The sequence below is a fragment of the Acinetobacter sp. MF4642 genome (assembly GCF_002018925.1).
Lineage (GTDB): Bacteria > Pseudomonadota > Gammaproteobacteria > Pseudomonadales > Moraxellaceae > Acinetobacter > Acinetobacter johnsonii.
Genome location: NZ_MVON01000014.1, coordinates 20,545 through 46,374, shown reverse-complemented (window position 1 = coordinate 46,374; position 25,830 = coordinate 20,545). Strand labels below are relative to the sequence as shown.

The following is a 25,830-nucleotide window of genomic DNA, read 5'->3' as shown; positions in this document are numbered from 1 at the left end:
GAAGACAACGGAGTACATCATGAGTCAACTGTTAAAAGATAAAGTTGCATTTATTACAGGTTCAGCCAGTGGTATTGGACATGAAATTGCAAAGAAATTTGCCAGTGAAGGTGCAAAAGTTGTCATTTCTGATATGAATGCCCAGAAGTGTGCTGAAACTGTGGCGGAACTTCAAAAGCAAGGCTTTGAAGCATTGTCTGCGCCTTGCGATGTGACCGATGAAGAGGCATATAAAGCTGCGATTGAACTGACTCAGAAAACCTATGGGCGGTTGGACATCCTCATCAATAATGCGGGTTTTCAGCATGTTGCTGTCATTGAAGACTTTCCAACCGCAGTCTACCAAAAGCTGATTAATGTCATGTTGGTGGGGTCGTTCATTGGCATCAAGTACGCATTTCCAATCATGAAAGCACAGCAGTTTGGTCGCGTGATTAATATGGCTTCGATTAATGGATTAATTGGATTTGCTGGCAAGGCTGGCTACAACAGTGCTAAGCATGGTGTAATTGGTTTGACCAAAGTTGCGGCTTTAGAATGCGCACGAGATGGCATCACCGTAAATGCTCTGTGTCCGGGCTATGTCGACACGCCGTTGGTACGTGGTCAAATTCATGACTTGGCTAAAACCCGAAATGTCAGTGAGCAAAGTGCATTAGAAGATGTGATTTTGGCGATGGTGCCGCAAAAACGCTTACTGAGTGTAGAAGAAATTGCGGATTATGCGATCTTTCTTGCCAGTGATAAGGCGGGCGGTGTAACTGGTCAAGCCGTGGTGATGGACGGTGGTTATACCGCGCAATAACTTAGCTCAGCACACGTTTAAAAATTGAGAAGCCTCGGATGTTCGTATCTGGGGCTTTTTTATAGCGATAGGTATTACAGAAATATCTAGGTTTAAATAAGTGGTGAGTTCTGTGAATGAGACGCTGAATAGAGAGTTACAGGCCAAAGCAATGCGTTCTAAACGCTTTCTCTTTTTCTGATTTATAGTTCATTATTTTAAATACCAAGGATGAAGGGCTTAATGTAGAGTAATTAAATCAATAGATTAAAGAGAAAATGAATGCATAACGATGCTACAAATGAGTCCTAGAAATCACAAAATCCATAGTTACAGAAAACTCTCAGCACGGCTTCATTTGCTGATTGGGTATAAAAAACTAAATTTTAATAAAAATAATCAGTTTTAAATCAATAAAAAAAGATGGATTTTTATTTTTATCTTATTGAATGGATTATTCTTTTATTAAAGAGCATTGCAAATTACAGCTTCTGCCACACTTGATTTTCATCATCAAAAGACACCGTAAAATTAAAACGAGAATCTGCCGTTACCAAGTAACCAGTAGGTGTTTTCATGAGAACTTTGAGCACAGTGCCTTCTTCAAAGTTAATGGGTGGAAAGTCTTCTTTTGTCAGTGTGAGTGGTTTGATCAGTTCAAGTACTAGGGTTTCCATGTCATAGATCCAATAGTTTTTAATGAAAAGATAGTAGCATGAAGTCATTTTAAAATGTGCAAACTTCATTCTTTTATACATAAAATCAACAAGTAATCATATGGTTGTCAGAGAAATACCGTCATTGCACTCGTTTTAAATCCTAAGCAATTTTTCAGTTTGAAACCTAAAAGTTATAAGCAATAAAATATTATTTTAAATCTGAGGCCAAGTCCGTTTGTATTTTCATAAGTTATTGAAATAATTTATTTTGATTGTTATGTGACTGATCAAGTCGGAAAATAATGTCCTGAGCTCTTGTGAAGGGGCATACAAATCAAATAACGTATAACCCAATAAAGATAAGTAAAGTGTACAAACTTGCTGTAATGCGATTGTACTAAATTAAGAAATAAGGATTAGTATGCACGGATTGCATACCTGAAACATAAAAGGGATATATATCGTTCATGTTTAAGTCATTTTTCCCAAACCCTAGATGGTTCTTCATTTCGGTATTATTTTGGTCAGTGATTAATGTCGTACTGTGGTACACAGGGGGAAATACATGGGGAAGCGCCATAGGTTGGCCGCAAGGATATGCAACGGCTGAATTAGCTATTGGGGTAAGCCGTTTTTGGTCTCCGTCTTTTCTGTGGTTCTATCTCTGGTTTTTTATAGCGACAACACTCTTTGCCTTATTTTGGCGTTTTGTCTCAGACAATAAATGGCAACGCTGGTCGATTTGGGGGTCCGCATTTATTCTGTTCAACATCTGGTTTGGTGTACAGGTCAGTGTTGTTGTAAATGCTTGGTATAACCCTTTTTATGACTTGATCCAAGAAATGTTGAGTAATGGCGGCGGCGATGTGAATCAGCTTTATAAAGGTATTTTAACTTTTATTTATGTTGCGATGGTTTACGTTACTTTTGCTGTTATAAATTTATTTTTTGTGAGCCATTATGTGTTCCGTTGGCGCACTGCGATGAATGACTATTACACTTCAAATTGGAATAAGTTAAGGCACATTGAAGGGGCATCGCAACGTATTCAAGAAGATACCATGCGCTTTGCAAGAACTTTAGAAGGTTTAGGGGTCAGCTTGATTGAAGCGTTAATGACGTTGATTGCCTTTTTGCCAGTGTTGTTTAGTCTGTCGAGCCATGTAAAGGCAATTCCAATTGTGGGGGCTATTCCATATGCTTTGGTTTGGGCTGCTATAAGTTGGGCTTTATTAGGAACACTCATTTTAGTGTTGGTTGGTTATAAATTACCTGGTTTAGAATTTAATAATCAAAAAGTCGAAGCAGCCTATCGTAAAGAGTTGGTGTATGGGGAAGACCACGTAGACCGTGCTCAACCTGCCACGCTGAAACAATTATTCAGTGGTGTACGTAAAAACTATTTCCGACTGTATTTTCATTATGCATATTTTAATTTAGTACGAATATGGTATATGCAGTTAGATAATATTTATGGACTATTTGTTCTTTTTCCAAGTATTGCAGCAGGGCTAGTGACTTTAGGCTTACTCACACAGATATTGAATGTTTTTGGCAAAGTTAGGGAGTCATTTCAGTATTTGATTGCATCATGGCCAACCATTATCGAACTGCTCTCAATTTATAAGCGTCTAAAAGCTTTTGAATCGACTTTGGATGACTAAATATTTTTGATGTATCTCACCTGCCTTTCAAGGCAGGTTTTTTATGTGCTCAAACATCGTTTTGTCTGTAACTTTTGTATTGTGGTTCAAGCTAAATTTATGAAATGTTGTTGAAGTTGTCATAAAACAAAGCAGAATGATGTGTGCGTCAGGCTAAAATAAATAATAAAAACAGTTGTTTAAGTTTGTTATTTTATGAGCTTTCCGCTAATGTTTTTATGCGGGTGTTTAAGAGTAAAGTCGTAGTGAATTATAAAATTTTATGTGTATTTGGGGTTTTGGGGAGTGTGTTGCAGGGCTGTACCAGTCTGGGAAATATAGCACAAGCACCTTTTACAAATATTGCATCACCACAAGAACTAATCGTAGAACGAAAAATTAATGATACCGATAAAAACAGCAAAGAATACGTGTATCACACGGTAGGCGTAAAAAATGAAAAAGATATCGAGGTGCTATATCCACGCAGCATGTTTAGTCAGTATTGCCAAGCCCATGGTGGGCGTTTTACTCAAACACAAAAAAGTAGTTTTAGCTTAGTGAAAGATCCGTGGGCGAAAAAACTACTTCGCACCTATAACAGTTTAAAACAGGGTACGGGTGCTTTTCGTTGCCAGCTCAATAATGGCGAACAGTGGCTGGTGAGTATTGAGGCATTGTCTGAACGCAAACTGCCTAACTCAAATGATACTCGTGTGGTGAATCTACAAAGCAAAGTACTGACTGAGTCAGCACCACGAAGTATGACCCCTATTACGCCAAGCAAAAAAACGGTGACGAAGGCACCTGCCACCAAGGCAGAGGTGAAGAAAGAGGAAGAAAGCAAAAAAGAAGTAGAGCCTAAAAAAGAAAATAAAGTGGAAGTACCACCTAAAGCTCCCAAAACTGTAGAAACACCACAGCAGCAACAGGCCAAACTGTATGTGTCTGCACGCCGTGATATTAACAGTGGACGCAACCAAGTCGCTGCCTGTAACAGTGCACAACGCGCATATAACTATGGTCGTTTGCCGGGGTCGGATGCCTCAAATGTCTATACCGAATCGGGCATATTAGTTGCACGTTGTTTAACGGGTATTCCAAGTTATAGCAGTCGTTTTTCCAACCCTAAAGGGCAGGCAAAATATGTTTTGCAGAACTTAGCCAAAAACCATAACCATACAGGTGCTAAAAATATGCTCAAGCAAATGAAGTAAGATTTTCGGCTGTTTGCGACCGCACTTCATGTGAGCACATCAACCAAAGGAAATACATCATGAGTAATGTCCAAACACCAACCACCTATTTTACTGCGCCTTTGCTGGATCAGACCGTGCAAGAAATAGACGTTGATATTTCAGCTCAGCCTTATTTTTACAACAATGGCGGAACACCCAAGTATTTAGCCGATGTATCAACTGGTATTGAACTGATTCAAGTATCCTCAACCAACGCCCATATGAGTATGGGACATGTTTATGATGTACCCAAAGAAATAGCAACGATCCAAACCCATTGGGGCGAGCAGACTCAGTTAGCATTCGCGGGAAACTCTTTTGAGTTTATGCCACTCAAAGCCACGTCTGAAACAGCTGCCGCCTTTGGTATGACTTTGGTGAAAGCTGGACAGGCGATAGAGGTGCAGGCTACGCAGAAAAAGTTGTCTCAAATTAAATATCAATATGGCATGTTGGCGGGTCATTTTTTTCCTTATGACCCAATTCAAATCAATCTAGCCGCGAAAACCTTATATCCCTTTGTCGTCACAGACTTAGAGCATCATGACTTTCCGCATGTGTTTGCTTCGACCGATCTCAATCATTTGCCGTTGGTGATTTCAGCAGGACGATATTTTCCAAAAGACCAAAAAATTTACTTGGCTGATTTGTGGGTAGAACATGGTGACGCACTTTATATTCCTGAAATGCCAAAGCAAGTTGCTCCTGAATTTATCGATTTACACAATAACCGTAATGCTGCTTTAGCGTGTTGGAAGGGCGAAAGTAGTCAATCTACGATTCAAATGCATACTTTGCTTGACCCCAACGGTTATTTTTATTGGTTTTGGAATGACTGTCCGACCATACACCCACAGCTCACTGCATTTGAAACTGCTGAGTTAGATAGGGAAATCTCTTGAATTGGGCGATTTAATTTTTCTTCAACTACACGGTAATTTTACAGTTCCATAACAGGCTGATTGGCGGGCTTTATGATACAAAGAATGCAATTGTTGATTGGAGTTGAGTTTATGTCACAGCCTATTTTAAGCGTTTTACGTGGTCGGTCTTCTGTTATTTTTCGTCATGCTTTTTTGGCAGTAGCATTGTGTGGTTCAGTCCAAGTTGCAACGGCCAGTACCACAGTCGACCAACTGAGTAATTGTTTGGTGAAGTCAACGACAGCAACAGATAAAACTACCGTGTTGCAGTGGACGTTTGCGGCATTGGCTGCGCATCCAGATCTAAAGGTGTATAGCAATGTCACTGATGCACAGCGTACACAGCTAGATAAAAACCTCGCACAGGTTTTACAACGTATTTTGGTAGAGCAATGTTCAGCTCAGACTAAAGCAGTGATTCAAGCTGAAGGTATACAAGCGGTTGGAGATAGTTTTCAGGAACTTGGACAGATTACGGGTGAAGAAATTTTAAAGAACCCTGAAGTGAAAGGGCAGTTGCAAGGCGTACTGCGTTATGTGGATTTGAATAAATTGTTCACGACTTTTTTAACCCCAGAGATTTGGAATAAGTTGGGTGTAACGAGGTAGTTCGGCCTTTGAAAATTATGAATAGTGAGAGCGATTTATAAACTGAATCGAAAGCATTAATGTTATAAAAAAAGCCATTAAAAAAGCTCCTTGAATCGAAGGAGCTTTTTTATTTTTGAATCTAAAGGCTGATAGGCCATCTCATAAAAGATTCATTTGAGGAACAACACAATTAAATCGTTACAGTCGCCCCTAAAGCTTTAATAAACTGTGCCATCCAAGCAGGGTGGGCAGGCCAAGCTGGCGCTGTGATCAAGTGCCCATCGGTTACAGCTTCTGTCACTTCAATGTCCGCATAAGTCCCGCCTGCTAGTTTCACCTCGGCTGCGCACGCAGGGTAAGCTGAACAAGTACGGCCTTTTAGTACATCGGCTGCTGCAAGAATTTGAGCACCATGACAAACTGCTGCAATTGGCTTTTTCGCAGCATCAAACTCACGCACGATCTCAAGAATACGTTCATTCATGCGTAAATATTCGGGCGCGCGACCACCGGGAATGACTAAACCTGCATAGTCCGCAGTGTGTACGGCTTCAAAGTTGTAATTAATGGCAAAGTTATGACCTCGTTTTTCACTATAGGTTTGCTCGCCTTCAAAGTCATGAATAGCTGTGGCGATGCTTTCACCTTCATTTTTATCGGGACAGACCGCATGTACGGTATAACCGAGACCCGTTAAGAACTGAAAAGGCACCATGGTTTCATAATCTTCGGCATAGTCACCAACGAGCATTAAAATTTGTTTTGACATCTTTAAACCCTCTTTATTGTTTGTGCATATTTGTGTTCACTTTTGATCTAAATTAGCACAGTTCAGATGTTATCTTTAAGTGGTGGTTTGCTGTCTTTAGTCGTAAAGGTTTTTTGTTTGAAATGGAATACAGGAAGCAAGTAGCTACTAGATAAAACGTGGTGTAGGCGTTACAGCGAATTCTGGTTGAGCAATATTCAGCACAGACCAAAGCCGTGATTCAGGCAGATGGCATTCAAGCGGTTGGCGAGAGTTTTCAGGAACTTGGACAGATTACGGGTGAGGAAATTTTAAAGAACCCTGAAGTGAAGGGCCAGTTGCAAGGTGTGCTGCGCTATGTGGATTTGAATAAATTGGTCACGACTTTTTTAACCCCAGAGATTTGGAATAAGTTGGGTGTGACGAGGTAGTTCGGTCTTTGAAGATTATGAATAGTGAGAGAGATTTATAAACTGAATCGAAAGCATTAATGTTATAAAAAAGTCATTAAAAAAGCTCCTTGAATCGAAGGAGCTTTTTTATTTTTGAATCTAAAAAGATGATAAACCATGCCATAAAAGATTCATTTGAGGAACAACACAATTAAATCGTTACAGTCGCCCCTAAAGCTTGAATAAACTGCGCCATCCAAGCAGGGTGGGCAGGCCAAGCAGGCGCTGTGATCAAGTGCCCATCGGTTACAGCTTCCGTCACTTCAATGTCCGCATAAGTTCCACCTGCTAGTTTCACCTCGGCTGCGCATGCAGGGTAGGCTGAACAAGTACGGCCTTCGAGTACATCGGCTGCCGCAAGAATTTGTGCACCATGACAAACCGCTGCAATTGGTTTTTTCACAGCATCAAACTCACGTACGATCTCAAGGATACGTTCATTCATGCGTAAATATTCGGGCGCGCGACCACCGGGAATGACTAAACCGACATAGTCCGCAGTGTGTACCGCTTCAAAGTTGTAGTTGATGGCAAAGTTATGACCACGTTTTTCACTATAGGTTTGTTCGCCTTCAAAGTCATGAATGGCTGTGGCTATGCTTTCACCTTCATTTTTATCGGGGCAGACGGCGTGTACGGTATAACCGAGACCTGTTAGAAACTGAAAAGGCACCATGGTTTCATAGTCTTCAGCATAGTCACCAACGAGCATTAAAATTTGTTTTGACATCTTTAAACCCTCTTTATTGTTTGTACATATTTATGTTCAATTTTGATCTAAATTAGCACAGTTCAGATGTCATTTTTAAGTCATTCACTGCTCTTTAGTCGTATAACTGAATTCATTTTTTATAAAAAAGCCCCAAGTAATTGAGGCACTTTAACTGTATAGAAAAGCATGATAAATCAGTCAGTTTATATATTCATGGATATGAAATTTACTATGCTAAGGTGTTAATAGTCTAATGTGCAGGCTTTACCGTTATATTCATAACGGTTGACATCATATTTTTGACCATTCCAGCGGTAAACAGCAAAACAAAATCCAGGGCCGCCATTTTCAATATCTGGCCAGCCATGTTTTGTTTTTGAAAAGCCAGCGGCTTTAAAGATTTGGCTGGCTTCTTTAGCTGGAACATTGGGTTTGGTTTCAGCAAATGTGGTGGTGCTGAGGAAGACTAGGGTAGAAAGTGTGAGGATGACTGTTTTCATTTTTGTCCTTCGGTATTTTTAAAATTGGTTAATGTTTTAAAATAATAGATGGTGGGCAGAGTAAAAATCCTCTCCCTAGCCCTCTCCTTTGCCAAAGGAGAGGGAATTACGCGTATATAATAGATTACGTGACAAAGTCCCCCTTTGAAAAAGGGGGATTTAGGTGGATTCAGAATTCACGTATAAAGAAAGGCTTTGGAAGTTGGATGCGTCCTAAGTCTTCAAGTTTGGCAATCGAGGATACTTTTTTAATGGTCATCTTATTTAACAAATAGTTCTTTATGCTAGATTACAATATAAATTTAGGGGGGGAAGAAATGAGTTATTTTTCTATAGATGAGTCCATTGAAAATATTAAAAATCCATATACAAAAGAATTATTTAAAGAAGTTTACTCTTCTTATGCAATGGGGAATTATAGATCTGCTACTGTGATGCTTTGGTCGGTTGTAGTGACAGATCTTGTCCATAAATTGAAGGAGTTAGATAGTGTTTATAGTGATCCTAAAGCAGCACAAATTCTTCAATACATTCAAGCCGAGCAGACTAAAGATCCTAAGTCATCTAAATGGGAGTCTGAGATTATTGATAAGTTTTATAAAGAAATAAATTTTTTTGAAACTTTTGAAGTTGCTAATTTAGAGCATTTACAGAAAATGAGACATGTATCAGCTCACCCAGTAATTACATCAACAGACTTATTGCACTCTCCTACAAAAGAGACAGTGTACAGCTTGATAAGAAATGCTCTAGAAAGTGTACTAACTAAAGAAGCTTTATTTTCCTCTAAAATTATTGATGTTATGCTTAAAGATTTGAATACTATTAGAGATACTTTAGTTGGTTATGATCAAAGAGATCGTTATTTTTCTCATAAATTCCTTTCAAAAATGCCTAATGCAGTATTGCTCAAGTTCTTAAAGACATTATGGAAGTTTCTTTTTAGAGTTAATAATCCAGAAACAATACTCAATAAAGATATTAATTTGGATATTTTAAATAGTATCATTAATAGAAAAGAGCAGATTTTTATAGAGTTTTTAAATAAAGAAAAAGATTTTATTTCTGATATTCAGTTAGAAGATAATTTAAAAGAAAATCTACTTTATTTCTTATTGAACAATAGATGGTGTTTTGAATATTTTAGTGAAAACTCTATTCAAACTGTAACTACAATTATTGAGGCAAGTGATAGTAAGTTTCAGTTAATTAAGTTTAAGCGTATTATTGATTATATTGATTTTTTAATTAGAAACTCAAATAATTATTCATTATCAAACTTTAATATTATAGAAGATGAAGCTGAGGAGTATAGTTGTAAAGATAAATTCTATGACTACTGTATTGAAGGATACTCTTTTGCAAGATCATTTGATTCAGCTAATGACAGATTTGATAAGTTAATACGTCCTTATTTTCAAAACTTTAGTTTTCAACAATTAAAAAATTTAGCTAGTAAGATTAATCAAAATTCACAATGTTATGATAGAAGTCGTGCAAAAAGAGATCATAAATTAATTATTGAAAAAATATTAGAAAATGATCCAACATACGATTTTACAGGTTTAGATGGTTTTATAGATGGGAATGAATCACTGATTTCATCTTTAACCGATTAATAAAAAACCCGCTTTCGCGGGTTTTCTTTTTCAAAACTGATCAGATTAACCAATCAATTTCTTCATCAATTCATTCACTTGAGCAGGGTTAGCTTTACCCTTAGACGCTTTCATCACTTGACCAACAAGACCGTTAAAGGCTTTCTCTTTACCAGATTTAAACTCTTCAACCATCTTCTCGTTAGCAGCAAGCACGTCTTTAATAATCGCTTCAATCGCACCTGTATCAGTTTCCTGCTTCAAGCCTTTTTCCGCAATAATTTCGTCCGCAGTTTTGCCTTCATCCCACATAAAGCCGAATACTTGCTTGGCAATCTTGCCGCTAATGGTGTTATCTACAATACGCGCAACCATGCCACCCAGTTTTTCAGCCGAAACAGGGGAGTCTGCGAGTTCTAAGCCCGCTTTGTTTAAAGCACCAGAGAATTCGCCCATCACCCAGTTTGCAGACACTTTACCTTGAGCCGCGCCACCAGCAGCAGCCACAACTACTTCATAAAAGTCTGACATTTCACGGGTCAGTGTCAACACATGTGCATCGTACTCAGTAACACCAAAGTCCGCTACGAAACGCTCACGACGTGCCGCAGGAAGCTCAGGCAATGCAGCACGAGCTGTTTCAATTTGCGCGTCTGAAATAATCACAGGCAACAAGTCAGGGTCTGGGAAGTAGCGATAGTCGTTCGCTTCTTCTTTCGAACGCATTGAACGTGTTTCCATCTTCACAGGATCGAATAGACGCGTTTCTTGGTCAATCGTGCCATCCCATTCCAAAATTTCCATTTGGCGTTCAATTTCAACATTGATCGCTTGTTCAATGAAACGGAATGAGTTGAGGTTTTTCAACTCGCAACGTGTACCGAACGGTTGACCCGGACGACGTAACGACACGTTACAGTCAGCACGGAATGAACCTTCTGCCATGTTACCGTCAGAAATACCCAACCAACGCACTAAAGTGTGAATCGACTTGATATAAGCCACAGCTTCTTCAACCGAACGCATATCGGGTTCAGACACGATTTCAAGTAAAGGTGTACCTGCACGGTTTAAGTCGATGCCTGACATACCTTCAAACTGGTCATGGATGGATTTACCTGCATCTTCCTCAAGGTGGGCACGCGTTACGCCAATGCGCTTTACCGTACCATCTTCAAGTTGAATGTCGATATGACCCAAGCCCACAATCGGGTTGTCCATCTGGCTAATTTGGTAGCCTTTCGGAGAGTCAGGGTAGAAGTAGTTTTTACGTGCAAACACAGATGCTTGGTCAATATAAGCATCAATACCCAAACCAAAGCGAATGGCTAAATCCACCACTTCTTTGTTTAATACAGGCAGTACACCCGGCATGGCCAAGTCAACGAGGCTGGCTTGTGTGTTTGGGTCTTGACCAAATTCAGTCGAAGAACCTGAGAAGATTTTAGATTGGGTCGCAAGCTGAGTGTGAATCTCAATCCCGATCACGACTTCCCAACCTTCAATCAATAATGATTTTGGTTTAGCAGCATTTTTAGTCATTATGCATTCTCCTCAGCAATTGCCGCACGTTTCGTATGCCAATCCGTCGCTTGTTGGTACTGATGTACCACAGACAACAGTTGAGATTCTGACCAATAGTTACCAATCAGCTGTAAGCCCACAGGTAAGTTGTCTTTGTCAAAACCAACAGGTGCATTAATCGCAGGAAGTCCCGCAAGGTTGACCGCGATGGTGTAAATGTCGCCCAAGTACATTTCAACTGGAGACAAGTTCGCGCCAATTTTATAAGCCGTGGTTGGTGCAGCAGGTGCAGCAATCACATCAACGGATTCAAATGCTTTTAAGAAGTCTTGTTGAATCAGACGACGGACTTTTTGTGCTTTGACATAGTAAGCGTCGTAGTAACCCGCAGACAACGCATACGTACCAATCAAGATACGACGTTGCACTTCTGCACCAAAACCTTCAGAACGTGAACGTTTGTATAAGTCCATCAGGTCAACTGGGTTCTCAGCACGGTAGCCATAACGTACGCCATCGTAACGAGACAAGTTTGATGACGCTTCAGCAGGCGCAATCAAGTAATAGGTTGGAACATAAGCTTCAGTCATGTTGAGGTCAATCTCAACCAAGGTCGCACCCATCTCTTCCAATTTTTTCAATGATTCTTCAACACGTGCTTTCACATCTGCGTCTAAACCAGCGACATTGAAGTATTGCTTTGGAATACCAATACGTAGACCTTTAACAGATGTGCCGTTTAGGTTCGCCACATAGTCATCAACGTCTTTTTCAACGGATGTTGAGTCTTTTGCGTCATGGCCTGCCATCACATTCATGAGGTAGGCACAGTCTTCAGCCGAACGTGCCATTGGCCCGCCTTGATCCAGCGATGATGCATACGCAATCATACCGAAGCGCGAGACACGGCCATAAGTTGGCTTAAGACCCGTTAAGCCACAGAACGATGCAGGTTGGCGAATCGAACCGCCTGTATCTGTACCTGTTGCAAATGGAGCAAGATCAGCCGCTACAGCCGCTGCAGAGCCACCAGATGAACCACCCGGCACATGACTTAAGTTCCACGGGTTCGCAGTCGCGCCGTAGAATGAGTTTTCACTTGTTGAACCCATGGCGAATTCGTCCATGTTCACTTTACCTAAAGTGACAAGGCCCGCAGCTTTACCTTTCGCTACGACGGTGGCGTCGTAAGGAGAGATAAAGTTATCCAACATTTTTGAGCCCGCAGTGGTTTTAATGCCTTGGGTACAAAAAATGTCTTTGTGTGCAATTGGCACACCTGTCAGTGCAGTTGCTGTGCCTGCTTTAATTGCGGCATCGGCAGCACCGGCTTGTGCAAGCGCTTGTTCTGCTGTCACGGTTACATAAGATTTAACTTGTGTATCCAGTTTTGCAATGCGCTTTAAATAATGTTCAGTCAGTTCGCGAGATGAAAATTTAGCCCCAGCTAAACCCTCAGAGAGTTCACGAATCGATAAGCGATGTAAATCTGTCATGAGAAATGTCTTTACGTTAATTTTTACAAAATAATGGTTTAACTGAATAGAAATTATTCAATCACGCGAGGAACAAGGTACAAACCGTCTTGCACTTGCGGTGCAATGGCTTGATATTCATCACGATGATTGGTTTCTGAAACCACATCTTCACGTAAGGGTTGTGGGTGATCAAATGGGCTTTTAAGCGGTTCAACACCATTGGTGTCGATGCCTTTTAAGGTTTCCATCATGCCTAAAATTTTATTTAGACTTTGAGCATATTCAGCAGATTGCGTATCATCTAGCGACAATCGAGCAAGATTGGCGATTGCTGAAACTGTTTGTGCATTTAAATCTGCAGAATGCTGTGCATCCGATGTAGACATAACATCACCTGAGTCAGTATTAAAAAATTTCAAAATATCGTGCGTTATAATAAGCGATTGACTTGTTCAAATCATCACATTTAGTTAAAGTTGCCACCTTGCGTCCACATAAAGTTTAATCGAGAACGTCTCCGTGATTCTAAAAAGACTAATTGGCTTGTTTTCGCCCGATCTAGCCATTGATTTAGGTACAGCAAATACACTTATTTATGCACCAGGACGAGGCATTATATTAAATGAACCGACAGTTGTGGCAATTCGTCACAGTGGTTCACAAAAAATCGTTGCCGCGGTAGGTCTTGATGCAAAGCAAATGCTGGGCCGTACACCTGCAAATATCTCTGCCATTCGTCCAATGAAGGATGGTGTGATTGCCGATTTTGAAGTGACCGAAACTATGCTGAACCAATTTATTGGTAAAGTACATGAAAAACGTCTGTTCCCACCTGCACCTCGTGTTGTGGTGTGTGTGCCTTGCAAATCAACTTTGGTTGAGCGTCGTGCGATTCGTGAAGCTGTATTTAATGCAGGCGCGCGTGATGTTCGTTTGATTGAAGAACCAATGGCTGCTGCAATTGGTGCAGGTATGCCAGTTGAACAAGCATGCGGTTCAATGGTGGTCGATGTTGGTGGTGGTACAACTGAAATTGCGATCATTTCGCTTCAAGGTTGTGTCTATGCTGACTCACTACGTATTGGTGGTGATGTATTTGATGAACAAATCATTAACTACGTACGTAAAGCACATGGTTGCGTGATTGGTGAAACTACCGCTGAAATTATCAAGAAAGAAGTGGGTATGGCTTTACCAGAAGCTGATGCCAAAGCACTTGAAATTGAAGTTCGCGGCCGTAACCTTGCTGAAGGTGTGCCACGTGCGATCACTGTGACTTCGGACGAAATTACGCAAGCGATTTCTGATCCATTACAAAGTATTGTTTCAGCTGTGAAATCTGCACTTGAGCAAACGCCTCCTGAGCTGTCTTCAGACATCGCTGAGCGCGGTATAGTGTTGACAGGTGGTGGTGCATTACTCCGTAACCTCGATAAACTTCTTGCACAAGAAACAGGCTTACCTGTGGTGGTTGCAGAAGATCCTCTAACGTGCGTCACTCGTGGTGGTGGTAAAGTTTTAGAATTCTTCGATAATCCAAATCACGACATGTTATTTGTAGGCTAATAAAGGAATCGGCGGGTGCAAACAAATCTGTTTTCCAGACAACCGCCATCTTTTCGCTCATTTATCATTGCAGTGATCACATGTTTGGTCGTGCTGTTTTTTAACTGGCGCATGCCACATGTGATTCAACCTGCAAGAGATGTCTTGTATGCCGCTTATAATCCAATTTATGCCGTAGCAAGTTATCCCGTGTTATCGCGAGAGTGGCTGAATCAACAAACCAAGTCTGAAGCTCAATTGCGCCGTGAAAATACCGCGATGCAAGCCGAGTTATTGCAGGCGCAGGTGCGTTTACAAAAATTATCTGAATTATCTGCGGAAAATACACGTTTACGCGGTCTGTTAGATACCCCGTTGATCATCGATGGTCGTATGGAGATTGCAGAAGTCATTGGGACAGATGCCGATCCACTACGTCATATTATTGTGGTAAACCGTGGTGCCAACAGTCAGTTAAAGGTCGGGCAAACCGTGCTCGATGACAAAGGGATTATGGGACAGATTATCAATGTCTATCCGCATAGTAGTCGCGTCATGTTGCTTTCAGATAAAGAACATTCTCTTTCGGTTCGCTTAGAGCGATCTGGAATGCGTGCCATTGTTTCAGGGACTGGAGATTTGGGTCATTTGAAAATGGAATACGTGCCGACCAGTGCCGAAATCAAAGTGGGTGAAAAAGTGTATAGCTCTGGTTTAGGTGAGCATTTTCCAGCAGGTTATCTGGTGGGCACCATTTCAAAAATCAGTCGTCATAATTCAGGCGAGTTTGCTCAAATTGATGTTGTTCCTGCTGCGCAGTTAGCGGGTGGGCATCATGTCGTTGTGTTATTTTCCGATTCTTTAGCGATGGAGCAACCGCATGCCGATCGCTAAACTTCGTGCTGCCAAACAGCGTGATCCCTTATTTCCGATCATTTTTTCAGTGATCATTGCTTCAGTGTTGATGGTTTATCCTTTGTCTTATGCGCTCTCTGGCTGGCGTCCATTGTTTATGATGATGGTGATGCTGTTTTGGGTGCTGTGCCAGCCGACATGGAGCGGGATTTGGTTTGCCTTTGCAGTCGGGATTTTCACCGATTTATTGCTTGATGCACCTTTGGGTTTAAACGCGCTCAGTTTTGTTCTGATTACTTTTGTGTCCCGTTTTTTAACGCGTGAACGTCGGATTATGACCTTTGCCAATATTTGGGTCATCGCCACCTTGGCTGTGGTCGCGCATTTGTTTATTACGTGGATCGCACAAATTATGATTGGGGCACAGTTTTCCCTTGCACGTCATTGGCAACCGCTGTTGAGTAGTGTGCTGACTTTCCCGATGGTCTATTTCATGTTGAAGAAATGGCGCGTTTAATTTTAGCGTCCAGTTCGCCCCGTCGCCGTGAGCTGCTTGAGCAGCTCGGTCTAGTATTTGATATCTATAGTCCAGATATTGATGAATCTGTACAAGCAGGCGAGTCGGTAGCTTATTATGTGGAACGACTGGCATGTGCCAAAGCTGAGGCAGTACAGCTTCAATATCCTGATGCAATTGTGATTGCTGCCGATACCAGTTTAGGAGTCGATCAAGAGATTTTAGGCAAACCTGAATCTAAGCAGCATGCATTTGAAATGTGGGGAAAAATTTCTGGGCGCAAGCATGATGTATATACTGCGGTTTGTGTTCGTACAAATACGCAAATTTCAAGTATAGTAGTTCGTACTGAAGTCGAGTTTCAGCATTTGAGCCCGAATGATATGGAAGCATATTGGGCCACATCCGAACCTCTTGGCAAGGCGGGAGCCTACGCCATACAAGGCATTGCAGCACGTTATATTCCACGCATAGAGGGAAGCTATAGCAATGTCGTGGGGCTACCGTTGCATGAAACGGTACAGTTATTACAGGCAGTTAAGGCACTAAATTAACTGTCTCAAAAGATTTTTTATAATGTTTTGAGTTTGTTATGTCTGACGAGTTATTAATTAACGTCACGCCTATGGAATGTCGCGTCGCGTTAATTGAAAACGGCACGGTCAATGAATTATTTATTGAGCGTACGGTGAAACGTGGTTTAGTAGGCAATATTTATAAAGGTAAAGTGGTGCGCGTTCTTCCAGGAATGCAGGCTGCTTTTGTCGATATTGGACTGTCACGAACTGCTTTTTTACATATTAATGATATGGTTTGGTCACGCAATCAACCCACCCCGAATGTTTTTGAGCTCTTACAGCCGGGACAAATTCTTACTGTTCAAGTCATGAAAGACATGCTGGGAACCAAAGGAGCTCGGCTTTCAACCGATCTTTCCATTCCTTCTCGCTATTTAGTGATGATGCCTTATGGCAATCATACGGGTGTTTCTCAACGCATTGAATCTGAAGCTGAGCGTGATCGTTTACGTTCGATGATTGAGCGTATTCAAGCGGAACATAAACTTCCGGGTTCAGTGATTGTTCGTACCGCCGCTGATGGGATTGCGGAAGCTGCTATTGCACAAGATATGGCTTATTTGGCAAAACTTTGGGAATTTATTCAGCGCAAGCAAATCAGTATAGCGGTGCCATCATTAATTTTTGAAGAACTGCCTTTACCCCAGCGTATTATTCGCGATCTTGCGAGTGAAAAGACCGCTAAAATTTCAGTCGACTCACGTGAAATTCATGGCAAGCTCCAAGAGTTCGTAGAAGAATTTGTCCCGAATATTAAAGAACGCCTCATTCATTATCCGGGTGAGCGCCCAATTTTTGATTTGTATAATGTCGAAGAAGACATTCAAAGAGCATTGCAGACGCGTGTTGCGTTGAAGTCCGGTGGTTATTTGATGATTGACCAGACTGAAGCTATGACGACTATTGATGTCAATACAGGCTCATATGTGGGTGGTCGCTCTTTAGAAGACACCGTGTTTAAAACCAATATGGAAGCGACACAGGTCATTGCGCGTCAGCTGAGACTACGCAATTTAGGCGGTATTATTATTATCGACTTTATTGACATGCAAGAGCAGGAGCATCGAACTGAGGTCATGACTCAGTTTGAACGGATGCTTGAGCAGGACCATGCAAAAACCAAAATTACACAGGTTTCTGAGTTAGGTTTAGTCGAAATGACACGTAAACGTACGCGTGAATCATTAGAGCACTTATTATGTGAATCTTGCCCGACCTGTCAGGGACGGGGTTATGTGAAAACAGCTGAGTCTGTATGTTACGAAATCTTTCGAGAAATCATGAGATATACACGTGCGTATCAATCTCAGACTGGCTTTACTGTCGTTGCGCATCCATCAGTGATTGACCGCTTGTTAACTGCAGAAGCCCCAGCAGTCGCTGATTTAGAGCATTTCATTGGTCGTGTGATTAAATTTCAGGTGGAAAATTTATATACGCAAGAGCAATACGATATCATTCTGAGCTGAAATTGTAACAATATATAGTTAAATAGTTGTTACAACTGAAATTTTACTTTCGATCTTAGATTTTTAATACTAGAAACACGGAAATAGCCAAAGCTTATTCTCCCAAATAGGTTTAGCAAATGAGGTGTGATATGGGTGTTAGAGAAGCAATTATTCAACCTAGTTTGAAACATTTATTAGATGCGAAAGTAACGCATAATGCGTATATCGTGGATGATCAGGGTAAAGAAGTACAAATTACAACTGCTATGATTCGTACTGCGTGTCATCAATTATTAAAACAATGTCGTAGCATTAAAAACTAAGGGGCTTATCGAAGCCCCTTAGTTTTATTGATTATTCTTGTATTTCTGATTCGTTTTTTTGCGGCATCAACTGACCGCTTGCAACTTTGGGCCTTCGACGCCCACAATCGCTTCAAAGCGTTGAATCTCTTCTTCTAAGTGTGTGAGTAGATTCTGCATCTTCGGCAGCGCATTTCGACAAGCCGTCAAACCAACTTCAAGTTTATCTAAATAACTGGTCATGGTGATGTTGAGTGCCTGACCATCTAAAATGATTGAGGCAGGGTATAGCGCATCGAGTCGTGCCCCGTTCCAATACAATGGTTCACGTGGGCCAGGAACATTCGAAATTACCAGATTAAACGCTTGGCGCTTAGGCAGTAAGCCTGAGGCAATATTGAGACCAGCAGCACTATAAACAAACGCACTATAGTTCAAAATTTGGTTTGAGTTCATGCGTTTGAACTTTTCTTTGGCATTTTGCACACTACGACGAACAATTGCGAGGCGCTCTAGTGGATCTTCTTTATGCGTGCCTAAATTTGCCAGAATCATGGTGATACGATTCGACATAGACGAATCATCATCGCGAACAGAGGCAGGTACCATGGCAATTAAAGGCTTTTTAGGAAGTGCGTCTTGGGACAATAAATATTCACGCAAGGCACCTGAACAAATCGCCAGTACGATGTCATTAATCGTGACACCCAAACTTTTAGAAATATGACGTAAACGGTCAAACTCAAAAGACTGTGCTGCAAAACGGCGGGAGGAGCTAACCCGCTGGTTCAGAATAGAGCTGGGTGCTTGGAAGCTTGAAACATAATCAGGATTACGTCCCATATCTTTCATGACGGTTTGTGACAATTCATACATGACACGTGGTGTTGACCCAAGCTGGCCCATTACGCCATTCATTATTTTCTTAAAGCGGCTAACATTCGGTTCTTTTAAACGCTTCGCACGAGGGCCTTCAACACACCAAGGTGGCACAATACTCTTTGCGTTTGGATTTTGTGATAATGATTTTTCCACCAAACGCATACCCGCAATACCATCCACCATCGCATGGTGAATTTTGAAGTACATCGCAAAACGATTCCCTTCAATCCCTTCAATAATATGACAGGTCCATAACGGTTTAGCACGGTCAATTAAACTACTGTGTTCTTGTGAAATATAGGTGAGCAGTTCAAGAATACGCCCCGGTTGTGGGAGTGCGATATGACGAAAATGGTGATCAAGATCAAACTCTTCATCTTCATCCCAAAATAAGCCGTTGAGTTTGTTGTTAAATGGAGGAATAGGAATAGATTTGGAGTTACGAATATCTGCAACTAAATTTTGAATGAAGCTGGCAGGTGCATTTTCCGGGATTTGGAATAAGAATAATCCACCGACATGCATGGGTTGCTGGCGTTTTTCAAGTGATAAAAAAATAAAGTCAATCGGATGTAATGGACGCATAGTCTGGATTGCCTCACTGCAATATCTGACCGCTCCTATATGAGCAATCTTGTTAGAATTATAGAACTTAAAGCTAGTATATCGATTTTTTTTAACAATGGGAGCGCTTTGTGTGTATCCATTGGTTGCGAAAAAACCACTGCTTTGCAGTGGTTTTGATCTTTACTTTTTCAAATTACCTGCATGTAGGCCACATTCTTTGTGTGTCGCTTCCTCCCACCACCAACGTCCTTCACGTTCATGTTGGTTTGGTAACACTGGACGCGTACATGGTTCACAGCCAATAGAAATAAAACCGCGCTCATGCAATGGATTATAAGGCACTTCCATCATGCGAATGTAGCTCCACACATCGGCACTGGACCAGTTGGCAAGAGGATTGTATTTAATCAATTGTTTGCCTTCGCCTGAAAAGCCTGCATCTGCTTGAACAACTGGAATCTCAGTTCGTGTGCCTGGGCTTTGGTCTTTACGTTGACCCGTAATCCAACCATCTAAAGTGGCTAATTTTTTACGTAAAGGCTGAACTTTACGGATACCACAACACTCTTTATGATCATCTTGATAAAAGCTGAATAAACCTTTTTCATTGACCAATTGTTGAACGGCATTTGCTTCAGGGAAGCAAATTTCGATATTAATGTTGTAGTGTTTACGCACAGTTTCGATAAATTGATAGGTTTCTGCATGTAAACGTCCTGTGTCTAAGCTAAAGACACGAAAAGGTTTACCTAAGTTAGCAGCCATATCAATAAGTACGACATCTTCTGCACCTGAAAACGAGATGGCAATTTCGCCAGTTTGATTTAGTGCAAGTGCTAAAATTTCACTTGGAGATTTATCGGCATATTCAGCTGCGAGAGCATCAACAAGATCAATAGTTGGAATGGTTGTCATGAGTATCCTGGCAATAGGCTTGGAATCTAACAAGACCTATATTACGTTATTTGCTGCGTATTTTAATAGAGTTGAAATAAACCACTTATCACTAAAAAATAAATGCTTATGAAAAAAATAGATTTAAAAAACAGCAATGCATTAGACAAATATTAAGCTATGATAGTTCAAAATTTTTCCACGTAAATAAAAGGGAGTATTCATGGAAGTTGTTTGCCTTGATCTAGAAGGGGTGTTAGTTCCAGAGATTTGGATTAACTTTGCTAAAAAAACAGGCATTAAAGCGCTTGAAGCAACCACACGTGATATTCCTGATTATGATGTGCTCATGACACAGCGTTTGAATATATTAAAAGAACATGGTTTAGGCTTAAATGATATTCAAGAAGTGATTGCTGAAATGGGACCATTTCCAGGTGCAAAAGAATTTGTTGAATGGTTACGTACACACTTTCAACTGATTATTTTATCAGATACTTTCTATGAGTTTGCGCATCCTTTAATGAAACAACTGGGCTGGCCAACGATTTTTTGCCATAAGTTAGAAACTGATGAAAAGGGTATGATTACAGCGTATAAGCTGCGCCAACCTGACCAAAAACGTGAAGCAGTTAAAGGATTGCATGGGCTAAATTATCGTGTGATCGCCGCAGGTGATTCTTATAATGACACCACTATGTTAGGTGAAGCAGATAAAGGCTTTTTATTTGATGCACCAGAAAATGTGATTAAAGAATTCCCACAATTCCCTGCAATTCATGGTTATGAAGCTTTAAAAGAGGCAATTCGTAATGCTTCAGTTCGTGATATTCCTGCTTAAGGATAAATAACCAATATCCACCAAAACAAAAAAGGCGCATCTAAATAGATACGCCTTTTTTATTGGATATGATGCTACGGTTTAGAATTTATAACCGATATTTAACCCATAAGCGATCGCATCATTGTTGGTGAATTTTCCGGCATTTGAATGAGCACCTGTTACAGCATCAGCATCGCCTAACCAGAAGTACTTCACGCCAGCGCCAATAAAGTAGTTTTCTGCTGGCGAAAAACGAACACCTGTACCCACACTCCAAAAACCTTCTGTTGGGCCAAGTGTTGTCACTGGGTTACCTGCACCAGAATCCCAACCTACTGATACATTGCCGCCCCAACGTTCGTTAAATTTGCGGCCTACACCAACAGTTGCGGAGATTTGATCTTCTTTATAGTCAATCAGGTTAAAGCCATTCGGTTTGTCCGCTACAAGACCTGATTGACCTAAAATTTGTGAAAGCTTAGCAAAGTTATATGGTTGAACTTTAAAGTTTGACCAATCGACCCAGCGTACATTTGCGAAAGCAACGGTATTGGCCATAATTCCCGTCTGAAAATCAACATTGACAGATTGTGGTGTAGTTAACTTAGTTTCACCTGAAGAGGCATTTAAAGCTGTCATAATTGGATTGAGGGCACTAGCAGGGCCTGTGATAAAACCAGCAGCACCGAAGTTTTCATCAGCAGTCATTTTATGATCAATTTCAGAGCGATAAGTTACCGATGCCTTAAGGGCGATTTCTGGAATTTGATATGCAACACCTGCTAACCAACCTACAGATTCATCTTCGCCAGTTCTAAAGTCGTAACCATTGAATACACTATAAGTTGTACCGCGAAGTAAAACTGTACCATCTACAGTTTGGTATACCGCACCTGCATAAAGATTCCAGTTTTCGTTCGGTTGATATCCAAAAAGTAAATTCAAGTTTTGAGTATCAACAGTAACAGATGTCCCACCTTGGAATGGAACTGGGCGGTTTTCTACAAAAGTGCTATTACCCGAGTATTCTGCGTCCGCACCGAAAGGTTGATCGTAAATAAGACCAACAGAGAAATGATCCGTTGCTTGAATTTTTAGAGCAGCGTGAGGGAAGTAGTAGTCACTTGCCATGTCACCCGTTTGGTTGCCACTTGTATCTTTTCCTTTTACTTCAGGGTCAAGGATTGAAATACCCGCTTCAAAATAATTGCCGGGTTGAAGAAACGCAGCAATAGATTGGCCTGAGCGATCAAGACCTGCAGCAAATACTGAAGTTGTTGGAATTAAGCTGAGCAAAATAGCTGAGCGAAGAGCTGTAAGCTTCATAGGGAACATTCCTTGTTGTAGCTTTATGTAAGTGATTGGCACGGAAAGTAACATAAATACAAAAAGAGTAAATGCTCAACTACGGCTGTAAAATGAACTGAAAAGTTAAAAAATGTACTTGTATAGAGTAAAAACACTAAAAAAAAATATTAATTTTATGATTTATAAGGATTTATTTTATGAGTAGATAGAAGGTGGAAAAAGATTATTAGAAAAGTTTAAGTGTTGTTTTGTTAGTCAAATGAATCACAATTGTATAGCAATAACAAAAGATTCCATTTTAAAAAATGAAAAAACCATCTTTACAGATGGTTTTTTCAATATCAATAATTAGAACTTGTAGCCCATTTTTAGACCGTATGCGATTGCATGGTTATCTTTGAATTCTGCTACATAACCTGCTGTATCAAACTGAGCGCCAGTTTGGGCTTTAGCATCACCTAACCAGAAGTATTTCACGCCGCCAGCAATGAAGGTTTGTGGGGTTGGGCTAAACTGAGCACCTAAACCAAGATTCCAGTAACCTTCTGTTGGACCAAGAGTTGTCACTGGGTTACCAGCACCAGAATCCCAACCTACAGAAACGTTACCTGCCCATTGATCATTTAATTTACGACCTACACCGATGTTTGCTGACCATTGGTCATCAGTATAAGCAACTAGATCAAAGCCATTTGGTTTGCCAACAGATGGTCCAGCAACCTCTGAAGCCACTCCGAACGCATAAGGACGGATTGAGAAATCTTTCCAATTTACCCAGCGCACATTCGCAAATGCGACAGTATTTGCCATAATACCTGTTTGGAAATCAAGGTTAACAGATTGAGGCGTGGTGATTTCTGTTTGGCCTAAGCCATTATTCATATTAATAACAGTACCGACATTTTGACCAAGTCCTGCAATAGAACTCTCATTAACGGTAGTTTTATGATCAATTTCAGAACGGTAGGTAACGGATGCTTTTAGTGCAATTTCTGGAATTTGATATGCAGCACCAGCTAACCAGCCAACATCGCCAGTTTCTTTAATACTGGCATTATATCCACCAAAGTTGCTATTTCCACCATATGCTAAACCACGAAGTTGAACATCACCTTCAATTGTTTGATAAACAGGACCAGCATAAAAATTAAAATTTTCAGTTGGTTGATAACCAAATATCATTGAAATACTTTGGGATTTTACTTCAACTTCCGTTGTCTCAGTGCCATTATGAAATAAACCTACACCGCCAGCTGCAGCTGAAACTGTATCAGAGAGAGAATATGTAGCATCAGCACCAAAAGGTTGATCGTACAGTAGACCAAAAGAAAAATTGTCAGTCAGTTGAAGTTTTAATGCTGCGCTTGGAAAGTAATAATCATCGCCCATATCACCAAGATTTGTATTTTGTAAACCAATCGCACTTGGTGGTGCTGCGTTTGGTGAATATCCATTACGTACTTTACCAGAAACGTTTGGATCTAATATAGAAATACCTGCTTCAAAGTAGTTACCAGGCTGTAAGAATGCAGAGATTGACTGGCCTGAACGATCTAGAGCAGCGGCAAATGCCCCAGTCATTGGTACAGTTGCTAAAATCATCGCTGTCGTTAATGTCTTTAATTTCATTCTACGTCTTTCCTTGAGGTGCAAATGCAAATGTTTGTTGCTCATTTTGTGTTTATGTTTTTTGGCTTTTGGAGAAGTCGGTTAACCGAAATCATTTGTTACTCCGTGTCACAAAAATAGCACAATTAAAATAAGAGTAAATGCTCTAGATATAACTAATCAGTTCAAAAAGTAATCATAATAGAGTTTTTATACTAAAAAAACACGTTTTTATAACTTAAGTTAATGAAAAATATAAATATATAATTTGAAATATAAAATTTATTTTTTGGTTAAAAATTACTCAATTAAGTGTGGAAATAAATCCTTTTTGTGATGTTTATCACTGTTTTTCTTTGCTGTTTTATAATACAAAACCATATTTTGTAGATCATTTGTCGATTATTCTTTTTTAGAAGATCAAGTATTGTTTTTTACATGATTAATATCATCCGCAGCCGAAGTGATAATTGTTGCGGTTATATTGCGTTGTGTTATAAAAAACATATAGATTTGAATCAAATGTTAAGAACAAAAATCTTTAGTTTTAAATATAGATGAATGAAGATAGGTGGTCATTAAGCGGTGTAATCAGCACTTAATCTTGGCTTAAATTAAGCTGTAGTTTTTTATACCGTTAAAAGCATAATTTATTAAAAAAGTTAGAGTTTTAGTTCGCTATCGCTCTACTGTGAACCATAAATGATTAGAAGGATGCGATAAGTACATGAATAATTTTTCTTTCAATCCTAGAGCAATAAAAGGCTTACTTCTTCTTAGCATTTTGGGAGGATTAGGAGCTTCTCAGGCTTATGCCGACGATGGTGCAGATTTGGCCCAACAGTTATCAAATCCTGTCGCGAACTTGGTTAGTGTGCCATTTCAGTTAAATTATGATGAAAACATTGGTGCGGCTGAAAATATAGAACGTTATCAACTCAATATTCAGCCTGTTATCCCGATTGAATTAAATGAAAATTGGAATTTGATCTCTCGTACTGTATTACCCGTAAATTATCAATTTTATAATGAAGGGGGGCGTGATGATGATTGGGGCGTGGGTGATATTGTACAAAGCTTATTCTTTTCTCCCTCAAAAACATCGGACAGTGGGGTTACATGGGGTGTAGGTCCTGCCTTTCTATTTCCAACTGCTTCTGAAAAAGCCTTGGGTGCAGATCAATACGGTGCTGGCCCAACTTTTGTCGTTTTGAAGCAAAGTCACGGTTAGACATTTGGGGCATTGGCAAACCATATTTGGGAAGTAGAGCATGAAGATGATGTTGAGGCGATCAGTAGTACCTTTGTGCAACCTTTTATTAGTTACACTTATCCAAATAGTACGACGGTGGCATTGAATACTGAAACGACATATGACTGGAATGCAGAAGAAGCCACAGTTCCTGTCAACTTGACTGTGACCAAAGTGATTCGCCTAAATGGTCAGGCGATTAGTGTGGGTGGTGGTGCTCGATATTGGGTTGATGATACTGACGGCAGCCCGAAAGGTTGGGGGGCGCGTTTGGTTGCATCCTTTGTTTTCTCGAAATAATCAATTGAGTCTGTATTGATTAGAGCGACATTCAACGGATTTAAACTATATGCTTGAATCCGTTGGGTACTTTTTATTTAACAAGGTCACAAAACCAG

26 protein-coding genes and 1 pseudogene are annotated in these 25,830 nt (G+C 40.4%); 16 read left to right on the top strand and 11 right to left on the bottom strand.

Translation table 11 applies throughout. The features are described from left to right. Positions 1 to 19 precede the first annotated feature (19 nt). Positions 20 to 805, top strand: a complete 786-nt coding sequence (locus MF4642_RS09420) for a 3-hydroxybutyrate dehydrogenase (RefSeq protein WP_078426035.1) — start codon at positions 20 to 22, stop codon at positions 803 to 805. A gap of 461 nt (positions 806 to 1,266) precedes the next feature. On the opposite strand, the gene MF4642_RS09415 is transcribed toward MF4642_RS09420, so the two are convergent. Next, entirely contained in the window at positions 1,267 to 1,461 is a 195-nt protein-coding gene (locus tag MF4642_RS09415) for a hypothetical protein (RefSeq protein WP_004694700.1), read from the bottom strand. Positions 1,462 to 1,910: 449 nt separating this feature from the next. On the opposite strand from MF4642_RS09415, the gene sbmA reads away from it, so the two are divergent. From sbmA to MF4642_RS09395, 4 genes are all read left to right on the top strand, one after another. Further along, positions 1,911 to 3,107 carry a peptide antibiotic transporter SbmA gene (gene sbmA, locus MF4642_RS09410; protein ID WP_078426034.1) on the top strand — a complete coding sequence of 399 codons (1,197 nt, stop codon included), beginning with the start codon at positions 1,911 to 1,913 and terminating at the stop codon, positions 3,105 to 3,107. Between the two features lie 143 nt (positions 3,108 to 3,250). Continuing rightward, positions 3,251 to 4,303: a hypothetical protein gene (locus MF4642_RS09405; RefSeq protein ID WP_078426033.1), complete on the top strand. Its 1,053-nt coding sequence runs from the start codon at positions 3,251 to 3,253 to the stop codon at positions 4,301 to 4,303. Positions 4,304 to 4,362: 59 nt separating this feature from the next. Then, the gene (locus tag MF4642_RS09400; protein WP_078426032.1) at positions 4,363 to 5,226 is read left to right on the top strand and encodes a hypothetical protein; all 864 of its coding nucleotides are present in this window, start codon (positions 4,363 to 4,365) and stop codon (positions 5,224 to 5,226) included. Between the two features lie 111 nt (positions 5,227 to 5,337). Next, positions 5,338 to 5,856, top strand: a complete 519-nt coding sequence (locus tag MF4642_RS09395; protein WP_078426049.1) for a hypothetical protein — start codon at positions 5,338 to 5,340, stop codon at positions 5,854 to 5,856. Between the two features lie 172 nt (positions 5,857 to 6,028). On the opposite strand, the gene MF4642_RS09390 is transcribed toward MF4642_RS09395, so the two are convergent. Next, positions 6,029 to 6,607: a DJ-1/PfpI family protein gene (locus tag MF4642_RS09390; protein ID WP_078389848.1), complete on the bottom strand. Its 579-nt coding sequence runs from the start codon at positions 6,605 to 6,607 to the stop codon at positions 6,029 to 6,031. A 170-nt stretch (positions 6,608 to 6,777) separates the two neighbouring features. On the opposite strand from MF4642_RS09390, the pseudogene MF4642_RS09385 reads away from it, so the two are divergent. Then, positions 6,778 to 7,017: pseudogene (locus tag MF4642_RS09385) on the top strand (hypothetical protein); the annotation flags it as partial. A 172-nt stretch (positions 7,018 to 7,189) separates the two neighbouring features. On the opposite strand, the gene MF4642_RS09380 reads toward MF4642_RS09385, so the two are convergent. Both MF4642_RS09380 and MF4642_RS09375 read right to left on the bottom strand, forming a co-directional pair. Then, entirely contained in the window at positions 7,190 to 7,768 is a 579-nt protein-coding gene (locus MF4642_RS09380; RefSeq protein ID WP_078426031.1) for a DJ-1/PfpI family protein, read from the bottom strand. Positions 7,769 to 7,992: 224 nt separating this feature from the next. After that, a complete protein-coding gene (locus MF4642_RS09375) occupies positions 7,993 to 8,250 on the bottom strand; it encodes a hypothetical protein (protein ID WP_078426030.1) in 258 nt (85 codons plus the stop codon). Positions 8,251 to 8,567: 317 nt separating this feature from the next. Here MF4642_RS09375 and MF4642_RS09370 point away from each other — a divergent pair, with 317 nt between their 5' ends. After that, positions 8,568 to 9,869, top strand: a complete 1,302-nt coding sequence (locus tag MF4642_RS09370) for a hypothetical protein (RefSeq protein ID WP_078426029.1) — start codon at positions 8,568 to 8,570, stop codon at positions 9,867 to 9,869. A gap of 45 nt (positions 9,870 to 9,914) precedes the next feature. Here the strand turns inward: MF4642_RS09370 and gatB are convergent, their stop codons facing one another. The 3 genes from gatB to gatC are packed head-to-tail and all read right to left on the bottom strand — an operon-like array spanning position 9,915 to position 13,236. Then, the gene (gatB, locus tag MF4642_RS09365) at positions 9,915 to 11,390 is read right to left on the bottom strand and encodes an Asp-tRNA(Asn)/Glu-tRNA(Gln) amidotransferase subunit GatB (RefSeq protein WP_078426028.1); all 1,476 of its coding nucleotides are present in this window, start codon (positions 11,388 to 11,390) and stop codon (positions 9,915 to 9,917) included. Continuing rightward, positions 11,390 to 12,868, bottom strand: coding sequence for an Asp-tRNA(Asn)/Glu-tRNA(Gln) amidotransferase subunit GatA (gene gatA / locus MF4642_RS09360; protein ID WP_078426027.1), 1,479 nt, complete (start codon positions 12,866 to 12,868; stop codon positions 11,390 to 11,392). Before gatA ends, gatB begins: the two co-directional genes overlap by 1 nt. A gap of 53 nt (positions 12,869 to 12,921) precedes the next feature. Continuing rightward, positions 12,922 to 13,236, bottom strand: coding sequence for an Asp-tRNA(Asn)/Glu-tRNA(Gln) amidotransferase subunit GatC (gene gatC, locus MF4642_RS09355; protein WP_062034404.1), 315 nt, complete (start codon positions 13,234 to 13,236; stop codon positions 12,922 to 12,924). A 133-nt stretch (positions 13,237 to 13,369) separates the two neighbouring features. Here gatC and MF4642_RS09350 point away from each other — a divergent pair, with 133 nt between their 5' ends. From MF4642_RS09350 to MF4642_RS16980, 6 genes are all read left to right on the top strand, one after another. After that, on the top strand, positions 13,370 to 14,416 hold the full coding sequence (locus MF4642_RS09350; protein WP_004694670.1) for a rod shape-determining protein: 1,047 nt from the start codon (positions 13,370 to 13,372) through the stop codon (positions 14,414 to 14,416). Positions 14,417 to 14,431: 15 nt separating this feature from the next. Continuing rightward, the gene (gene mreC / locus MF4642_RS09345) at positions 14,432 to 15,289 is read left to right on the top strand and encodes a rod shape-determining protein MreC (RefSeq protein ID WP_004694667.1); all 858 of its coding nucleotides are present in this window, start codon (positions 14,432 to 14,434) and stop codon (positions 15,287 to 15,289) included. Then, positions 15,276 to 15,767: a rod shape-determining protein MreD gene (gene mreD, locus MF4642_RS09340; protein WP_078426026.1), complete on the top strand. Its 492-nt coding sequence runs from the start codon at positions 15,276 to 15,278 to the stop codon at positions 15,765 to 15,767. The genes mreC and mreD overlap by 14 nt, the downstream gene beginning before the upstream one ends. Continuing rightward, on the top strand, positions 15,755 to 16,321 hold the full coding sequence (locus MF4642_RS09335) for a Maf family nucleotide pyrophosphatase (RefSeq protein ID WP_078426025.1): 567 nt from the start codon (positions 15,755 to 15,757) through the stop codon (positions 16,319 to 16,321). Before mreD ends, MF4642_RS09335 begins: the two co-directional genes overlap by 13 nt. 38 nt (positions 16,322 to 16,359) lie before the next feature. After that, positions 16,360 to 17,814 carry a ribonuclease G gene (gene rng, locus MF4642_RS09330; protein ID WP_004981336.1) on the top strand — a complete coding sequence of 485 codons (1,455 nt, stop codon included), beginning with the start codon at positions 16,360 to 16,362 and terminating at the stop codon, positions 17,812 to 17,814. Positions 17,815 to 17,945: 131 nt separating this feature from the next. Continuing rightward, positions 17,946 to 18,119 carry a PA1571 family protein gene (locus MF4642_RS16980; RefSeq protein ID WP_162841312.1) on the top strand — a complete coding sequence of 58 codons (174 nt, stop codon included), beginning with the start codon at positions 17,946 to 17,948 and terminating at the stop codon, positions 18,117 to 18,119. A gap of 66 nt (positions 18,120 to 18,185) precedes the next feature. Here the strand turns inward: MF4642_RS16980 and MF4642_RS09325 are convergent, their stop codons facing one another. Both MF4642_RS09325 and MF4642_RS09320 read right to left on the bottom strand, forming a co-directional pair. Beyond that, positions 18,186 to 19,565 (bottom strand): WS/DGAT/MGAT family O-acyltransferase, encoded by a 1,380-nt coding sequence (locus MF4642_RS09325; protein ID WP_078426024.1) that lies wholly within the window; start codon positions 19,563 to 19,565, stop codon positions 18,186 to 18,188. Positions 19,566 to 19,727: 162 nt separating this feature from the next. Next, positions 19,728 to 20,462 (bottom strand): phosphoadenylyl-sulfate reductase, encoded by a 735-nt coding sequence (locus tag MF4642_RS09320; protein WP_078426023.1) that lies wholly within the window; start codon positions 20,460 to 20,462, stop codon positions 19,728 to 19,730. Between the two features lie 202 nt (positions 20,463 to 20,664). Between MF4642_RS09320 and thrH the strand changes: the two genes are divergently transcribed. Next, the gene (gene thrH, locus MF4642_RS09315; RefSeq protein ID WP_078426022.1) at positions 20,665 to 21,282 is read left to right on the top strand and encodes a bifunctional phosphoserine phosphatase/homoserine phosphotransferase ThrH; all 618 of its coding nucleotides are present in this window, start codon (positions 20,665 to 20,667) and stop codon (positions 21,280 to 21,282) included. Between the two features lie 81 nt (positions 21,283 to 21,363). Here the strand turns inward: thrH and MF4642_RS09310 are convergent, their stop codons facing one another. Both MF4642_RS09310 and MF4642_RS09305 read right to left on the bottom strand, forming a co-directional pair. Continuing rightward, positions 21,364 to 22,590, bottom strand: coding sequence for an OmpP1/FadL family transporter (locus tag MF4642_RS09310; protein WP_078426021.1), 1,227 nt, complete (start codon positions 22,588 to 22,590; stop codon positions 21,364 to 21,366). A 330-nt stretch (positions 22,591 to 22,920) separates the two neighbouring features. Continuing rightward, positions 22,921 to 24,201 (bottom strand): OmpP1/FadL family transporter, encoded by a 1,281-nt coding sequence (locus MF4642_RS09305; protein WP_078426020.1) that lies wholly within the window; start codon positions 24,199 to 24,201, stop codon positions 22,921 to 22,923. A gap of 706 nt (positions 24,202 to 24,907) precedes the next feature. On the opposite strand from MF4642_RS09305, the gene MF4642_RS17180 reads away from it, so the two are divergent. Together MF4642_RS17180 and MF4642_RS17175 are read left to right on the top strand one after the other, a co-directional pair. Then, on the top strand, positions 24,908 to 25,411 hold the full coding sequence (locus MF4642_RS17180) for a hypothetical protein (RefSeq protein WP_227518534.1): 504 nt from the start codon (positions 24,908 to 24,910) through the stop codon (positions 25,409 to 25,411). Positions 25,412 to 25,423: 12 nt separating this feature from the next. Further along, positions 25,424 to 25,732, top strand: coding sequence for a hypothetical protein (locus MF4642_RS17175; RefSeq protein ID WP_227518533.1), 309 nt, complete (start codon positions 25,424 to 25,426; stop codon positions 25,730 to 25,732). Positions 25,733 to 25,830: the final 98 nt, after the last annotated feature.

Bases quoted from the DNA above. Each gene is read 5' to 3' on its own strand.
- MF4642_RS09420 (WP_078426035.1), top strand. From the start codon at position 20: ATGAGTCAACTGTTAAAAGATAAAGTTGCATTTATTACAGGTTCAGCC.
- MF4642_RS09415 (WP_004694700.1), bottom strand. From the start codon at position 1,461: ATGGAAACCCTAGTACTTGAACTGATCAAACCACTCACACTGACAAAA.
- sbmA (WP_078426034.1), top strand. From the start codon at position 1,911: ATGTTTAAGTCATTTTTCCCAAACCCTAGATGGTTCTTCATTTCGGTA.
- MF4642_RS09400 (WP_078426032.1), top strand. From the start codon at position 4,363: ATGAGTAATGTCCAAACACCAACCACCTATTTTACTGCGCCTTTGCTG.
- MF4642_RS09395 (WP_078426049.1), top strand. From the start codon at position 5,338: ATGTCACAGCCTATTTTAAGCGTTTTACGTGGTCGGTCTTCTGTTATT.
- MF4642_RS09390 (WP_078389848.1), bottom strand. From the start codon at position 6,607: ATGTCAAAACAAATTTTAATGCTCGTTGGTGACTATGCCGAAGATTAT.
- MF4642_RS09380 (WP_078426031.1), bottom strand. From the start codon at position 7,768: ATGTCAAAACAAATTTTAATGCTCGTTGGTGACTATGCTGAAGACTAT.
- MF4642_RS09375 (WP_078426030.1), bottom strand. From the start codon at position 8,250: ATGAAAACAGTCATCCTCACACTTTCTACCCTAGTCTTCCTCAGCACC.
- MF4642_RS09370 (WP_078426029.1), top strand. From the start codon at position 8,568: ATGAGTTATTTTTCTATAGATGAGTCCATTGAAAATATTAAAAATCCA.
- gatB (WP_078426028.1), bottom strand. From the start codon at position 11,390: ATGACTAAAAATGCTGCTAAACCAAAATCATTATTGATTGAAGGTTGG.
- gatA (WP_078426027.1), bottom strand. From the start codon at position 12,868: ATGACAGATTTACATCGCTTATCGATTCGTGAACTCTCTGAGGGTTTA.
- gatC (WP_062034404.1), bottom strand. From the start codon at position 13,236: ATGTCTACATCGGATGCACAGCATTCTGCAGATTTAAATGCACAAACA.
- mreD (WP_078426026.1), top strand. From the start codon at position 15,276: ATGCCGATCGCTAAACTTCGTGCTGCCAAACAGCGTGATCCCTTATTT.
- MF4642_RS09335 (WP_078426025.1), top strand. From the start codon at position 15,755: ATGGCGCGTTTAATTTTAGCGTCCAGTTCGCCCCGTCGCCGTGAGCTG.
- rng (WP_004981336.1), top strand. From the start codon at position 16,360: ATGTCTGACGAGTTATTAATTAACGTCACGCCTATGGAATGTCGCGTC.
- MF4642_RS16980 (WP_162841312.1), top strand. From the start codon at position 17,946: ATGGGTGTTAGAGAAGCAATTATTCAACCTAGTTTGAAACATTTATTA.
- MF4642_RS09325 (WP_078426024.1), bottom strand. From the start codon at position 19,565: ATGCGTCCATTACATCCGATTGACTTTATTTTTTTATCACTTGAAAAA.
- MF4642_RS09320 (WP_078426023.1), bottom strand. From the start codon at position 20,462: ATGACAACCATTCCAACTATTGATCTTGTTGATGCTCTCGCAGCTGAA.
- thrH (WP_078426022.1), top strand. From the start codon at position 20,665: ATGGAAGTTGTTTGCCTTGATCTAGAAGGGGTGTTAGTTCCAGAGATT.
- MF4642_RS09310 (WP_078426021.1), bottom strand. From the start codon at position 22,590: ATGAAGCTTACAGCTCTTCGCTCAGCTATTTTGCTCAGCTTAATTCCA.
- MF4642_RS09305 (WP_078426020.1), bottom strand. From the start codon at position 24,201: ATGAAATTAAAGACATTAACGACAGCGATGATTTTAGCAACTGTACCA.
- MF4642_RS17180 (WP_227518534.1), top strand. From the start codon at position 24,908: ATGAATAATTTTTCTTTCAATCCTAGAGCAATAAAAGGCTTACTTCTT.